This window comes from Gemmatirosa kalamazoonensis, from assembly GCF_000522985.1.
Classification (GTDB): domain Bacteria; phylum Gemmatimonadota; class Gemmatimonadetes; order Gemmatimonadales; family Gemmatimonadaceae; genus Gemmatirosa; species Gemmatirosa kalamazoonensis.
In genome coordinates, this window is sequence record NZ_CP007130.1 from 380,887 (window position 1) to 394,354 (window position 13,468).

The window sequence follows — 13,468 nt, forward strand, 5'->3', positions numbered from 1 at the left end:
ACTGCCTGACCACTGCCTGACGAGGGAGGATGTGATGTCGCGCGCATTCCTGCGGGACGATGCCGAAGGCGAGATGCCGTTCCGCGATTACGGGCTGCCGCCACGCGACGACCCCGAGTTCGACCGGGTCGCGGCGCGCGCGCTGCTCGAGGCCGCGCGCGTCGGCGAGACGCAGCTCGCCGAGCGCGCGACCGGCTACTACTGGGGCGAGCCCGCGCTGCGCCCGCACGTCGAGGCGATCCTCGCCGAGGCCGAGCGCGCCCGCGACGACCGCCTCGAGACGCTCGCGCGGCGGTTCCTGCGCTGAGCGGCCTTCACTCGTACCGCAGCGCGCGGATCGGCTCGACCTTCGACGCGCGCAGCGCGGGGACGTAGCCGGCGCCGCGCGCGACGACCGCGAGCAGCAGCGCCGCGAGGCCGATGGCGAGCGGGTCCCACCCGGCGAGGCCGAACAGGAGCGACTTCGCCGCCTGGCCGAGTCCGATCGCCGCCGCGACGCCGATCGCGCCGCCGATGGCGGTCATCGTCGCGACCTGGCGCAGCACGAGGCCGCGCACCTGCCGCGCGTCCGCGCCTAACGCCATGCGCACGCCGATCTCGCGCGTACGCTGCGCGACGGTGTACGCGAGCACGCCGTAGAGCCCCACCGCCGCGAGCAGCGTCGCGAGCACGGCGAACGACGCCGAGAGCACGCTGATCATGCGGTCGAGGAACGTGTTGTCCTTCACCTGCTGCGGCATCGTCTTCAGGTCCTCGAGCGGCAGCGTCGGATCGATGCGCTTCATGACGACCGGGATGGTGCGCAGCAGCTGCTCCGGCGCGAGCGCCGAGCGGACGTAGAAGTTCGCCGCGCCGGTCGTGCTGTCCTGCTTGTACGGGCGGAAGAACACCGGCGGCACCCGGTCGCGCACCTTCGCGTACTTCGAGTCCTGCATCACGCCGACGATCTCGATGTCGAGCTGCGCCTGGAGGCCGCCCGTGCCGATGTGCTTGCCCACGGCGTCGCGGCCGAGCCCGAACTTCTTCACGAAGGCCTCGTTGACGATCGCGACCTTCGGCGAGCCGACGACGTCGGCGTTCGTGAACTCGCGGCCGGCGAGCAGCGGCACGCCCAACGTGCGGAAGTAGCCCGGCCCCACCTCGTTGTACTGCGCGTCGGCGTCGGTGTCCGGGCCGCGCTTGAACCCCTCCACCGACACGCTGCTGCCCCAGTCGCTGTTCGCGAGGAGCGGCACGAGCGACGCCGTCACCCCGTTCACGCCGGGCACCGCCGCGAGCTCCTGCTCCACGCGCTCGAACAGCGCCGCCGAGCGCGCGTTCGAGTAGCCGTTGCGCTCCGGCGAGATGCCGAACGTGACGACGTGCTCGATCCTGATGCCGAGGTCCTCGCGGCTGACGTTCACGAGGCTCCGCAGGAAGAGCCCCGCGCACGTGAGCAGCGTCATCGACAGCGCGATCTGCGCCGTGACGAGCGAGGTGCGGAAGCGCGCCGCGGACTTCGCGCCGCCGGCGACCTGTCCGGCGCTCGAGCGGATGGTGCCGATGAGCCCCGGCCGCGTGCTGTGCAGCGCCGGGAACATGCCGAACGCGATCCCCGTGACGAGCGCGACGCCGAACGCGAACAGCACGACCGACAGGTCGACGGTCGGGTGGAGGATGGCCGCCGCGTCGGCCTTGAGCAGGGCGCTGATCCCCTTCTGCGTCCACAGCGCGACGACGAGGCTCACCGCGCCGCCGAGGGCGGCGAGCAGCACCGACTCCACGAGCAGCTGCCGCACGAGCTGGCCGCGCCCCGCGCCTAACGACAGGCGCACCGCCATCTCGCCCGCGCGGTTCGCGCCGCGCGCCAGCAGCAGGTTCGCGATGTTCGCGCACGCGATCAGCAGCACGATGCCGGTGATCGCGAACAGCAGCGTGAGCGGCGTCTTCGCCTCGCGGTGGATGGAGCTCTGGCCGCGCTGTCCCGGCTCGACGGTGATCTCCTTCGCCTTGAAGCGCGCCATCGTCTGATCGCTCTGCCCCTTCTGCAGCGGCGCCTCGACCTCGGTGATGATCGGATGGTACACCGCGTTGATGGCGCGCTTCGCCTGCGCGAGCGTCACGCCCGGCTGGAGGCGCGCGAACAGGTAGACCCAGTAGTACTGCCGGTCGGTGTACCCGTCGAACCGCGGGTTGAGCGCCTTGTACATCGTGATCGGCACGAACACCTGCGGCCGCTGGCCGAGCGTCGTGCCGTCGAAGCCGCGCGGGGTGACGCCGACGATGGTCATCGGCTGCCCGTTCACGAGGAGCGTCTTGTCGAGCACCGCGGGGTCGTGGCCGAGCTTCGTGTCCCAGTACGTGTAGCTCACGACCGCGACGAAGTGGCCGCCGATGGTCCCGTCGTCGGCGGGGCCGAGCAGGCGGCCGAGGGCGGGCGTGAGGCCCAGCGTCGGGAAGTACGAGCCCGAGACGAGCGCGCCCTCGCCGTTCAGCGTCTGCCCGTCGTAGGCGAGGTTCACGCCGATGGCGCGGTGCGCGGCGATCGCGGTGAACGACGTCTGCGCGCGCTGGAGGTCGCGGAACATCGGGTAGCTGAAGACCTGCTCGCAGTTCCCCGCGTCGTTGCACGTCGTCGAGCCGGACTTCGGCCCCGGCGCCCCGAGGTTCACGAGCCGCTCCGGGTCGCGCACCGGCAGCGGCCGCAGGAGGATCTGGTCGAACAGCGAGAAGATCGCCGCGTTCGCGCCGATGCCGAGTGCGAGGGACAGCACGGCGACGGCCGTGACGAACGGCGTCTTGGCCAGCGTGCGGAACGCGCGCGTCAGATTGGTCATGGGGCCCCCGGGGTTCCAGCCCGCTACGGGCCGGCCGTGTCGCGGGTTTCGACAGTCGCCGGCGGGGCAGCGTTTCCTCGGCCGGCCGGTCAGCGCGCGCGGACCGTCACCTTCCGGATGCGATCGAGCTTCGGGTACTTCGCGTCCAGGAACGCGTTCGCCTGCCCGTACAGGCGCGCCGTGTTGGCCGCCGCCATCGGCCGCTCGCCGTAGCCCGCGTAGAGGCGGTCGGCGACCGCCATGCCCTTGATCACGCGCCCGATCGGCGCGAACCCGAGCGCGTCGAGCCGCGGGTTGTCGCTCAGGTTGATGAACAGGTTCGTCGTCCGGTCGTCGGGCTTGAACTGCGCGAAGGTGACCGTGCCGCGCACGTTCGACGTGCGCCGCGGGTCCGGCGGCAGCGGCTGCTCGCTCCACAGGCGGGCGATCGTCGGATCGCCGGCGAGCCCGAACTGCGCGACGAAGCCGTCGACGACGCGGTAGAAGCGCGAGTCGTCGAAGTAGCCGGCGCGCGCCAGGTTGTACGCGCGATCGACGCCGCGCGGCGCCCACGCGCGCCGCAGCACGACGGTGATGGGGCCGCGCGTCGTCTCGATGTCGACGACGACCGTGTCGGGGGCGCGCGTCGCCCAGAACGGGTCGGTCGGCCAGTACAGCGCCGGTGTGGCCGCCGGACGGCGCGCGGGCGTCTGCGCGGGCACGGCGGGCGCGGTGAGCGCGGTGAGCGCGCCGGCCGCGAGGAGACCGACCAGCAGGAGCATGCGACGGAGGGACATGCGGCTGAACTTACCAGCTGGCACGCGCGTGGAGTACACGATACCCTCCGCCGCATGCGCGACCTCACCGAGCTCCAGCACCGTGTCGCGGCCGGCCTGCCCGCGTACCTCGGCATCCGCATCACGCACGTGGCCGAGGGCGAGCTGCACGCCGAGCTTACGCTGCGGCCCGAGCTGATGGCGGTGAACGGCTACCTGCACGCCGGCACCGTGGTGAGCCTGGCCGACACCGCGGCGGGCTTCGGCTGCGTCGCGCACCTGCCCGACGGCGCCGACAACTTCACGACGATCGAGCTGAAGTCGAACCACGTGGGCACGGCACGCGCGGGCACCGTCGCGTGCGTGGCGCGCCTCGTCCACGGCGGCCGCACGACGCAGGTGTGGGACGCGACGGTGTCGCACGTGGAGACGGGCAAGGTGATCGCGCACTATCGCGCGACGCAGCTGATCCTGTACCCGCGCGGCTGACTGGCGTCGGCCGCACGCTGCCTAACGCCAGAGTTCAACTGCAAGCGTTCGGGTTGGAGCATGCACGCTGGCGGACTGCTGCGCGCCTCCGTCAGCTGCAACGATTCGTTAGTCGGCCGTGTCCGCCCGGAGGCGTGGTGCACGCGGCGGGCGGCTGCCTCAGATCGGCCGCGAGCGCCCCGCGCGATGCTCGGCCAGCGCCTCGTCGGCGAACCGGTCCAGGGCCCCCGCCGCCACGTCGGCCGCGAGTCGGCGGTCCCACACCGCGGCGTCGAACTCGGCGTACCACCGGCGGAACTCGGCGAGCTCGGTCTCGGAGAGCGCAGCGACGTCGCGCTCGAGTTTCTCGACCTTAGTCATACTCTCATAATAGTGCCTGCCGGGCAGTCCGGCTAACGAATGTTAGGCGGCGTTCCGGGTGCGCCGGGAAGGCCCCGTGGAGCACCGCCAGCCCCTCGAGAATGCCGGCGTTTTCCGTGAGCTGCGCCAGCGCCAGGCCGCGTCGACGACGATCTCGCGACGTTCCCGACTCGGCCCGCGCGCGGACCGACCGGGCCTGCCGGCCTTCGCGGAGTGCGACGTCTTCGACGCCATCTACGGCCGCACCTGCACCTCGCCGCGCAGCCGGATGTCGCGCGACGACGCGCCGACGAGCAGCCGGTACATCCCGGGCTCCACGATCCAGCGCCCGCGCGCGTCGACCGCACGCAGCGCGCGCGCGTCGAGCGGGATCGTGACCGTGCGCGCCTCGCCCGCCGCGAGCGACACCCGAGCGAACCCCTGCAGCGCCAGCACCGGCCGCGCGACCGACGACACCACCGCGCGCACGTAGAGCTGCGGCACCTCGTCGCCCGCGCGCCGGCCGGTGTTCCGCACGCGGAACGACACCGCCACGCGTCCCTCGTTAGGCACCGCCGTCGGCTCGATGCGCAGGCTGTCGTACGCGAACGTCGTGTAGCTCGTGCCGAACCCGAACGGGAACGCGGGCGCGCCGGTGAGATCCACGTAGTCGTCGCCGCGTCCCGTCGGCTCGTGGTAGTACGAGAGCGGCAGCTGCCCTTCGGCGATGGGAAACGTCACCGGCAGCCGGCCGCCTGGCGCGGCGTCCCCCAGCAGCACGTCGGCGACGGCGTGGCCGCCCTCGGCGCCGGGATACCACGCCATGAGCACCGCGCCCACCGAGTCGATCCACCGCGACATCGTGATCGCGCTTCCGCCCACGAGCACGACCGCCGTCGGCGTCCCCGTCGCCGCCACGCGGCGGATCAGCTCCTCCTGCCGACCGGGCAGCGCGAGCGACGCGCGGTCGCGGAACTCGCCCTCCTCGATGCCGGCGACCACCACCGCGACCGCGCTGCGGCGCGCGAGCGCCACGGCCGAATCGATCCGCGCGTCCCGATCGTTAGGCACCCCGGCGTCCCACACGAGCCGCACGCGCGCGTTCCCCGCGCCCTCGTGGAACTCGAGCCGCACGTCGTGCGTCGTGCCCGCCGCGAGCACCGCCGGCACGAGCGTCGCGCGGGACGACTGCTTCCGCCAGTCGTCGATGACGAGCGCGCCGTCGACCCACAGCCGGTAGCCGTCGCTCCCCTCGACGCCGAGGCGCCTGACGCCGCCGGCCGGCGCGCGCAGCCGGCCGGTCCAGCGCACCGAGTACCAGTCGTTCGCGATGCCCGGTGCCGGCGCGTTGAACGTCCACCGGAAGTCGATCTGCGCGTCGCGGCGCACGACGCGCGGCGTGCCGGCGAGCGCGATGTTGTCGAAGTACTCGCCCTGCAGCGTGTCGAACGCCTCGCGGCCGACCACGACGAACGTCTCGCTCGTCCGGCCGGGCCCCGGCGCGTAGCGCACGCGATCGCCGAGCCGCGCCCGCAGCCCGTCGAGGATCGAGACCCCGCGCGCCGAGTCGATCGTGTAGCCGCCGAGCCGCGGTTCGGACGCGTCGATGCCCACCACCGCGACGTCAGGCACGTCGGGGCGCAGCGGCAGCGTCGCGTGCTCGTTGCGCAGCAGCACCAGCGACGCGCGCGCGGCGTCGCGGGCGAGCGCGCGCGCGGCGTCGTCGGGCATCCGCGCGCTGTCCGGATCGACGTACGGCCGCTCGAACAGCCCGAGCGCGAATTTCGCGCGAAGCACCCGCGCGACCGCGCTGTCGATCGCCGCGGCGGCGATCGTGCCCCCGCGCACCGCGGCGAGATACGGGCGGTGCTCCGGGTACGACGACTGGAAGATCACGTCGAGCCCCGCCTCGAGCGCATGCCGGGTGGCGGTCGCGGTGCTCGCCTCCGTGCGGTGCAGCGCCACCGCGCCGCCCACCGCCGACTGGTCGGAGATCACGAACCCGCGGAAGCCCCAGTCGCGCCGCAGCGTGCCGTTCAGCAGCGCGCCGTTCTGCGACGCGGGCACGCCGTCCACCGAGTTGTACGCGGTCATGACCGAGCCGGCACCCGCGTCCTGGATCGCGGCGCGGAACGGCGGGAAGTGCAGGCCGCCTAACGCCCGCGGGCTCGCGTCGATCGGATAGCTGTCGCGCCCTCCCGCGCCGACGTTGGCGACGAAGTGCTTCGGCGTCGCGATCACGCCGTGCCGCTCGAGCGCGCGCACGTAGGTGCGCCCCATGACGGACGTGAGATACGGGTCCTCGCCGTACGTCTCCTCGACGCGGCCCCAGCGCACATCGGTCGCGATGTTGATCACCGGCGCGAGCAGCTGCCGGATGCCGCGCGACCGCGCCTCGCCGGCGATCGCCGCGGCGACGGCGCCGACGCGCGCCGTGTCGAACGTGGCGGCGAGCGCGATCGCCGCGGGAAACACCGTCGCGCCGCGCCGCATCACGCCGTGCACGCCCTCCTCGAACGCGAGCATGGGGATGCCGAGCCGCGTCGAGTCGACGAAGTAGTGCTGCAGCGCGTCGTACGCGATCGCGTCGCGCCGCGGGTCGGCGGCGCGGCGGTCCTGGAGGCCGAAGACGCCGTGCGAGTAGTCGTGTGTCGGGTCGGCGCGGCTGCCGGGGAGCATGAACAGCTGCCAGAACTTCTCCTCGACGGTCATGCGGCCGAGCAGGTCGCGCACGCGCGCCTCGACGGGGAGCGCGGCGTTCCGGTAGGGCGCCTGCGCCGCCGCGCCGCGGGCGCCAGCGAGGAGCAGCGCCGCGGCGGTCGCCCGCGCGGCGACTGGAACTCCGAGGGTGCGGACCACGTAGGTATTCACGACTCACCAGGAGGGTCGATGCGCGTGCTGTGGACGCTGCTCAAGATCGTCATCGGGCTCGCGATCGCGATCCCGCTCGGGATGCTCGCGCTCGCGCTGACGCTGGGCGTGCTGGGCACGCTGTTCGGGCTGGCGATGCTCGCGCTCAAGCTCGCATGCATCGCGCTGGTCGGATACGGCGCCTTCCGCATCCTGCGGCGCGTCGTCGGACGCTCGCCGCGACACCGTTCGCCGCGCGACCGCGAGCCGCTCGTGCGCGAGCTGCCGGCGCCCGATCCCTACTACCGGGCCGCCATGCGCGAGCTCGACGCGGAGCTCGGGCACTCGGTGCGCTGACGGCGTCTCGTGCCGGACTTCGGCTGCGCCGAGGCGCGCGCGGTGTGGGCGGCGCTCGAGTTCCGAAGCCCGGCGCTGCTGCGCTACGTGGCGCCGCTCGACGACGGCGAGCTGCGGTGGCGGCCGCCCGGCGGCGGCAACTCCGTCGCGTGGCAGCTCTGGCACATCGCCGAGGTGGAGGACAACTGGGTCCGGGAGCTCCTGCTCGGCGAGCCGCGGCGCTACCCGTTCGGCGCGTCGGTCCGCGATGCCGCCGACGACGCGTATCCGCCGAAGCCGGCGCTCCTCGCGTACCTCGCCGAAGCGCGGCGGCTCTCGCGCGAGCGGCTCGCGGCGTTAGGCGCCGGCGACTTCGAGCGGCCGCTGGAGGACGCGCACTTCGGCGCGATCACGGTGCGCCAGATGTGGGCCGGCGTCGTCACGAGCTTCGCCTGGCACGCCGGCCAGGTGCCGCTCACGATCCGGCTGCTGCGGGCGCTGCGCGACGGGCGCGCCGCGACGTGAACGCGGCGCTCCGTCGCGTGAGCGCTACCGCACCGTGATCACGCCGGACATGGCGGTGCCGTGGATCGTGCAGTGGTACGAGTACGAGCCCGCGGCCGAGAAGGCGCGCTGAAACGTGCCGGCGGACTGCGTCGCCGACTTCGCGCCGTCGTCGAACGTCACGTTGTGCTGGTTCACACCGCTCCACGTCCATGTCACCGTCGTGCCCGCAGTGACGGTGGTCGCGTTCGGCGCCGCCGCGCGAATACGCGGGACACACCTCGAGAGACGCCGCGTCGCCGGCGTGTGTTCCCGGCGATCGCTCAGTGGTGGTTCGCCGGGTCGTCCGCGGCGCCGCCGTGGCCGCCCCGGTCGTCGTTCGGCTGCGCCTCGCCCTTGCCGCCCTTGTCGTCGCGGGGCTGCGCGTGGCCGCGGCGGTCGTCGTTAGGCTCGATCTGGCCGCGGCGCGCGGAGATCGCCGAGGGCGCGAGCGCGGTGGGCTCGGTCGTGCCGCGGTCGCAGGCGGCGAGGGCGACGAGCGAGAGGACGGCGGCGGAGATGCGGAGCGTCGACATGGTGATTGCCTCAAGCTGGAAGTGGAATGTGCCGAGCCTTCGGAACGCGAGCCCCTCCAGGGCACACGGCACGCCCGTGCCGCGTCGCCGTGTGCACGGGCCCCAACTCCTTGTGAGGCTTGCGCTTACGGATCCGCGATCGGGTGCGTGGCGCGACGGGCCGTCGTGTCGAAACGTGGCAGCTGCCTAACGAATCGTGACAGGCGCGGCATGACCGCGCCGAGACGTGGTGGCCGCCGCACCGCGAGCCGTGACGCGCACGATTCGCGGCTCGTCCTCGCGCAGGGTGTTCGACACGGCCGGGCGCTCTGCACACCGCGCCGCGAGGCCATCATCGTCAGCGCCGTTCGCCCGCCCATGTCCTCCCCCTCCCTCCGGTACGCCGCCGGCGTCGCGCCGTCGCGCGACGCAGAGCTCGACGAGCTCCGCGCGCTGATCGGCCTCACGAACGACATCGTCCACGTCTACGACGCGGACGGGCACTACCGGAAGGTGTTCGAGACGCCCACGCAGCGGCTGATCCGCCCCGCCGTCGAGCTGCTCGGCCGCACCGTCGCCGAGATCCTGCCGGCGGAGCAGCAGCGCTACGTGCGCGACCGGCTCCGCGAGGCGCTCGCCACGCAGCAGCCGGTGCCGGTGGAGTACGAGCTGCGCGTCGGTGCGGGAACGATGTGGCTGCGCGGCGTCGCGTCGCCCATCTCGACGGACGCGGTGCTGTGGGTCGCGCGCGACGTCACGGAGCGCAAGCGCGCCGAGGACCGGCTGCGGCGCCGCGAGCAGCAGCTCGCCGAGGCACAGCAGATCGCGCATCTCGGCAGCTGGGAGCACGACCTCGGCACGTACACGCTCACGTGGTCCGACGAGACGTACCGCATCCTCGGCGTGGCGCCGCAGTGGTTCGTCCCGACGCTCCGCTCGTTCATGGCGCGCGTGCACCCGGACGACCGCGCGCGCGTGCGCCGCGGCATGGTGGAGGCGCGCAGGCGTACCGACGGCGTGTCGGTCGAGCATCGCGTCGTGCGGCCCGACGGGCAGGTGCGCGTCGTGCTCGCGCAGAGCCGACTCGAGCACGAGGACGGCCGCCCCGTGCGCGTCGTCGGTACGCTGCACGACATCACCGAGCGCACGGCGAGCCGCGACGCGCTCCGCGAGCAGCAGGAGTTCCTGCGGCAGGTGATCGACACGATCCCCAACCTCGTCTTCGCCAAGCATCGCGACGGCCGGTTCACGCTCGTGAACAAGGCGACCGCCGACGCGTACGGCGTCACGCCCGAGGAGCTGCTCGGCAAGACCGACGCGGACGTGAACGCCGACGCGGCGGAGGTCGAGCATTTCCGGCGCGACGATCTCGCGGTGATGGACAGCCTCACGGAGCGCTTCATCGCCGAGGAGCCGGTGACCGATCCGTCCGGGCGCACGCGCTGGCTGCAGACGGTGAAGCGACCGATCGTGAGCGCGGACGGCCGCGCCGATCAGCTGCTCGGCGTCTCCACCGACATCACGCAGCGCAAGCACGCGGAGGCGACGCTCGCGCAGTTCGCGGCGATCGTCGCGTCGTCCACGTACGCCATCGTCAGCACCGACGCCGCAGGGACGATCCTGAGCTGGAACCCGGGCGCCGAGCGGCTGTTCGGGTATACGGACGAGGAGATCATCGGCCGGTCCGTGGCGGTGCTGCGTCCGGTGGCGGAGCGTGCCGGGCTCGCCGAGCGCCTCGACCGGATGCGTCTCGAGGCACCGGTGTACCAGCGCGAGGAGGTCCGCATCCGCAAGGACGGCGCGCCGGTGGACGTGGCCGTCAGCCGCGCGCCGATCCGCGACGAGGCCGGCCGGTTCGTCGGTGTGTCGGCCATCTACCACGACATCACCGAGCGCCTCACCGCCGAGCAGCGGCTGCTGGCCGCGCGCGAGGCGGCCGAGGCGGCGAGCGCGGCGAAGAGCGAGTTCCTCGCCAACATGAGCCATGAGATCCGCACGCCGATGAACGGCGTGTTGGGCATGCTCGAGCTCGCGCTCGACGTCGCGGCCTCGCCGGAGCAGCGCGACTACCTCGGCGTGGCGAGAGCGTCGGCCGAGTCGCTCCTCGACATCATCAACGACATCCTCGACTTCTCGAAGATCGAGGCCGGGAAGCTGGAGCTCGACGTCGCCCCGTTCCGACTCGGCGAGGCGGTGGCCGACACCGTCGTCGCGCTCGCGGTGCAGGCGCACGAGAAGGGACTCGAGCTCACCGTCGACGTCGCGCCCGACGTGCCGGTCACCGTCACCGGCGACGTCGGCCGTCTGCGGCAGATCGTCGTGAACCTCGTCGGCAACGCCATCAAGTTCACGCACGAGGGCGAGGTCTCGGTCCGCGTCGCGCTCCTCGCGGAGACGACGCGCGACGTCACGGTGCAGCTCTCGGTGTCGGACACCGGCATCGGCATCGCCGCCGAGCAGCAGCGCGCCGTGTTCGAGGCGTTCGCGCAGGCCGACGCGTCGACCACGCGCGAGTACGGCGGCACGGGGCTCGGGCTCGCGATCACCGAGCGCATCGCCGCGCTGATGGGCGGCCGCGTGCGCGTGGAGAGCGAGCCGGGACGCGGCAGCACGTTCCACGTCACCATGACGTTAGGCAGGGGCGACCGCGACACCGCGGAGCACGCGGCGCTCGCGCCCGCGGAGCTGGCGGAGCTCGCCGTGCTGGTCGTCGACGACAACGCCACGAACCGCCACATCCTCGAGCGCACCGTCGCCGGCTGGGGCATGCGCCCGACGGCCGTCGCGGACGCGACGAGCGCGCTCGCCGCGCTCGAGGACGGCGTCGCGCGCGGCGCGCCGTTCGACGTGATCCTGCTCGACGCGCAGATGCCCGACGTGGACGGCTTCGCGCTGGCCGAGCGCGTGCGCGAGAATCCGCGCCTGACCGGCGCGACGATCATGATGCTCAGCTCCGCGCAGCAGCGCGACGCCGCCGCGCGGTGCCGCGCGCTCGGCATCGCGCGCTACCTCGTGAAGCCCGTCGTGCGCGCATCGCTGCTCGACGCGCTGGTGGCGAGCCTCGGTGGACGCCAGGCGCCGACCGCCGGGCCGCCGCGCGGGCCGTCGCCCACGGGCGTGCCCCCGCGCGAGGCGGCGCACGCGGAACGGCCGCTCCGCGTGCTGCTCGCCGAGGACAACCCGGTGAACCAGCGGCTGGCGACGGTGGTGCTGCAGCAGCGCGGGCACGCGGTGACCGCGGTGCCTAACGGACGCCTCGCCGTCGAGGCGTGGCAGCGCGCGAGCGAGTCCACGCCGTTCGACGTGGTGCTCATGGACGTGCAGATGCCCGAGATGGGCGGCTTCGACGCGACGGCGGAGATCCGACGGCGCGAGGCCGAGCGCCGCGACGCGGGACGCGGCGGGACGCGCACCCCGATCGTCGCGCTCACCGCGCGCGCGATGAAGGGCGATCGCGAGGCGTGCCTCGCCGCGGGGATGGACGCGTACCTCTCCAAGCCGCTGCGCTCGCACGAGCTGCTCGCGGTGCTCGACGCGGTGCGGCCGGTGCGCGACGATGAGCCGGCCGTCGACCGCGTGGCGCTGCTCGCCACGGTCGGCGGCAATCGCGTGCTGCTCGTGGAGCTGGTGGACCTCTTCCTCGAGCAGTCGCCGTCGCTCATGGCGCTCATCGACGCTGCGATCGCCGACGGCAGCGCCGACGCCCTCCGACGCGCGGCACACACGCTCAAGGGCTCGCTCATCACGTTCGCGGCGCAGCGCGCCGTGGCCGCCGCGCGCGCACTCGAGCTCCTCGGCGACGGCGATCTCGCCGATCCGCGGGTCCGCGCCGAGGCGAGCGCGGCGCGTGCGGTGCTGGCCGCCGAGATCGAGCGGGTGCGGGAGCGGCTCGTCGCGGAGGCGCGCGCATGAACGCGCTCTCCATCCTGCTCGTCGAGGACAACCCGATCCACGCGCGACTGGCGCGTGCCGCGGTGGAGACGGCCGACCAGTCGTGGCGGCTGACGTGCGTGACGACGCTCGGCGCCGCGTGCGCGATGCCCGCGCCGCCGGATCTCGTGCTGCTCGACCTCACGCTCCCCGACAGCAGCGGGCTCGAGACGCTCGCCCGCGTGCGCGAGCGGTTCGGCGGCACGCCGGTGGTCCTGCTCACGGCGTCCGACGACCGCGCGATCGAGGAGCAGGCGCTCGCGGCCGGCGCCCAGGACTTTCTCGGCAAGGACGAGCTGACGCCGCGCACGCTGCGGCGCGCGATCCGATACGCCGTCGAGCGGCACCGCGTGCAGCAGGAGCTGCTGCAGCTGTCGACGCGCGACGAGCTGACGGAGCTCTACAACCGGCGTGGATTCTTCGCCGCGGCCGAGCGGCTCACGTGCACCGCGGAGCGCCGACAGAGCGGCGCGGACCGGTCGTTCGTCGTCGTCTACGCCGACATGGACGGGCTGAAGGAGATCAACGACACGTTCGGGCACGCGGCCGGCGATCAGGCCATCCAGGAGGCGGCGTGGGTGCTGCGCCACGCGTTCCGCGCCGCGGACGTCATCGCGCGCCTCGGCGGCGACGAGTTCGCCGTGCTCGTGGCCGACGCGGGACCGGAGTGCATCCCGATCCTGCTCGACCGCCTCGCCACCGCGCAGGCGCGGAAGAACGGCGAGGCCGGCCGCCGCTTCCGCATCTCGCTGAGCGTCGGCGCGGCGTCCGCCGCCACGTCGACCGACGCGTCGCTCGACACCCTGCTCGCGGAGGCCGACGCGGCCGCGTATCTGCGCAAGTCGGAGCGGCGCCGGTCGGTCATCCGCGCCGCGACGGGCACCGCCGCCTAACG

The 13,468-nt window shown here is 73.3% G+C and carries 12 protein-coding genes; 6 read left to right on the forward strand and 6 right to left on the reverse strand.

Features of this window, described 5'->3' with window-relative positions; genetic code table 11:
* Positions 1 to 34 precede the first annotated feature (34 nt).
* The gene (locus tag J421_RS29435) at positions 35 to 307 is read left to right on the forward strand and encodes a hypothetical protein (protein WP_025414715.1); all 273 of its coding nucleotides are present in this window, start codon (positions 35 to 37) and stop codon (positions 305 to 307) included.
* Between the two features lie 7 nt (positions 308 to 314).
* Here J421_RS29435 and J421_RS29440 read toward each other — a convergent pair whose 3' ends face one another.
* On the reverse strand, positions 315 to 2,816 hold the full coding sequence (locus J421_RS29440; protein WP_025414716.1) for an ABC transporter permease: 2,502 nt from the start codon (positions 2,814 to 2,816) through the stop codon (positions 315 to 317).
* A gap of 89 nt (positions 2,817 to 2,905) precedes the next feature.
* The gene (locus J421_RS29445; protein ID WP_104023487.1) at positions 2,906 to 3,592 is read right to left on the reverse strand and encodes a peptidylprolyl isomerase; all 687 of its coding nucleotides are present in this window, start codon (positions 3,590 to 3,592) and stop codon (positions 2,906 to 2,908) included.
* Positions 3,593 to 3,646: 54 nt separating this feature from the next.
* Between J421_RS29445 and J421_RS29450 the strand changes: the two genes are divergently transcribed.
* A complete protein-coding gene (locus tag J421_RS29450) occupies positions 3,647 to 4,060 on the forward strand; it encodes a PaaI family thioesterase (RefSeq protein WP_025414718.1) in 414 nt (137 codons plus the stop codon).
* A gap of 159 nt (positions 4,061 to 4,219) precedes the next feature.
* Here J421_RS29450 and J421_RS29455 read toward each other — a convergent pair whose 3' ends face one another.
* Positions 4,220 to 4,420, reverse strand: coding sequence for a hypothetical protein (locus tag J421_RS29455; RefSeq protein WP_025414719.1), 201 nt, complete (start codon positions 4,418 to 4,420; stop codon positions 4,220 to 4,222).
* A gap of 234 nt (positions 4,421 to 4,654) precedes the next feature.
* Entirely contained in the window at positions 4,655 to 7,258 is a 2,604-nt protein-coding gene (locus J421_RS29460) for a glycoside hydrolase family 3 N-terminal domain-containing protein (RefSeq protein WP_025414720.1), read from the reverse strand.
* Between the two features lie 30 nt (positions 7,259 to 7,288).
* On the opposite strand from J421_RS29460, the gene J421_RS29465 reads away from it, so the two are divergent.
* Positions 7,289 to 7,606 carry a hypothetical protein gene (locus J421_RS29465; RefSeq protein ID WP_025414721.1) on the forward strand — a complete coding sequence of 106 codons (318 nt, stop codon included), beginning with the start codon at positions 7,289 to 7,291 and terminating at the stop codon, positions 7,604 to 7,606.
* 9 nt (positions 7,607 to 7,615) lie between these two features.
* On the forward strand, positions 7,616 to 8,110 hold the full coding sequence (locus J421_RS29470) for a DinB family protein (RefSeq protein ID WP_025414722.1): 495 nt from the start codon (positions 7,616 to 7,618) through the stop codon (positions 8,108 to 8,110).
* A 24-nt stretch (positions 8,111 to 8,134) separates the two neighbouring features.
* Here the strand turns inward: J421_RS29470 and J421_RS33260 are convergent, their stop codons facing one another.
* Both J421_RS33260 and J421_RS33265 read right to left on the reverse strand, forming a co-directional pair.
* Positions 8,135 to 8,287, reverse strand: coding sequence for a cupredoxin domain-containing protein (locus tag J421_RS33260; protein ID WP_236646397.1), 153 nt, complete (start codon positions 8,285 to 8,287; stop codon positions 8,135 to 8,137).
* A 125-nt stretch (positions 8,288 to 8,412) separates the two neighbouring features.
* Positions 8,413 to 8,664 (reverse strand): hypothetical protein, encoded by a 252-nt coding sequence (locus J421_RS33265; protein ID WP_025414723.1) that lies wholly within the window; start codon positions 8,662 to 8,664, stop codon positions 8,413 to 8,415.
* 357 nt (positions 8,665 to 9,021) lie between these two features.
* On the opposite strand from J421_RS33265, the gene J421_RS29485 reads away from it, so the two are divergent.
* Together J421_RS29485 and J421_RS29490 are read left to right on the forward strand one after the other, a co-directional pair.
* Positions 9,022 to 12,555 (forward strand): PAS domain S-box protein, encoded by a 3,534-nt coding sequence (locus J421_RS29485; RefSeq protein WP_025414724.1) that lies wholly within the window; start codon positions 9,022 to 9,024, stop codon positions 12,553 to 12,555.
* Positions 12,552 to 13,466, forward strand: coding sequence for a diguanylate cyclase response regulator (locus J421_RS29490; RefSeq protein ID WP_025414725.1), 915 nt, complete (start codon positions 12,552 to 12,554; stop codon positions 13,464 to 13,466). Before J421_RS29485 ends, J421_RS29490 begins: the two co-directional genes overlap by 4 nt.
* Positions 13,467 to 13,468 lie beyond the last annotated feature (2 nt).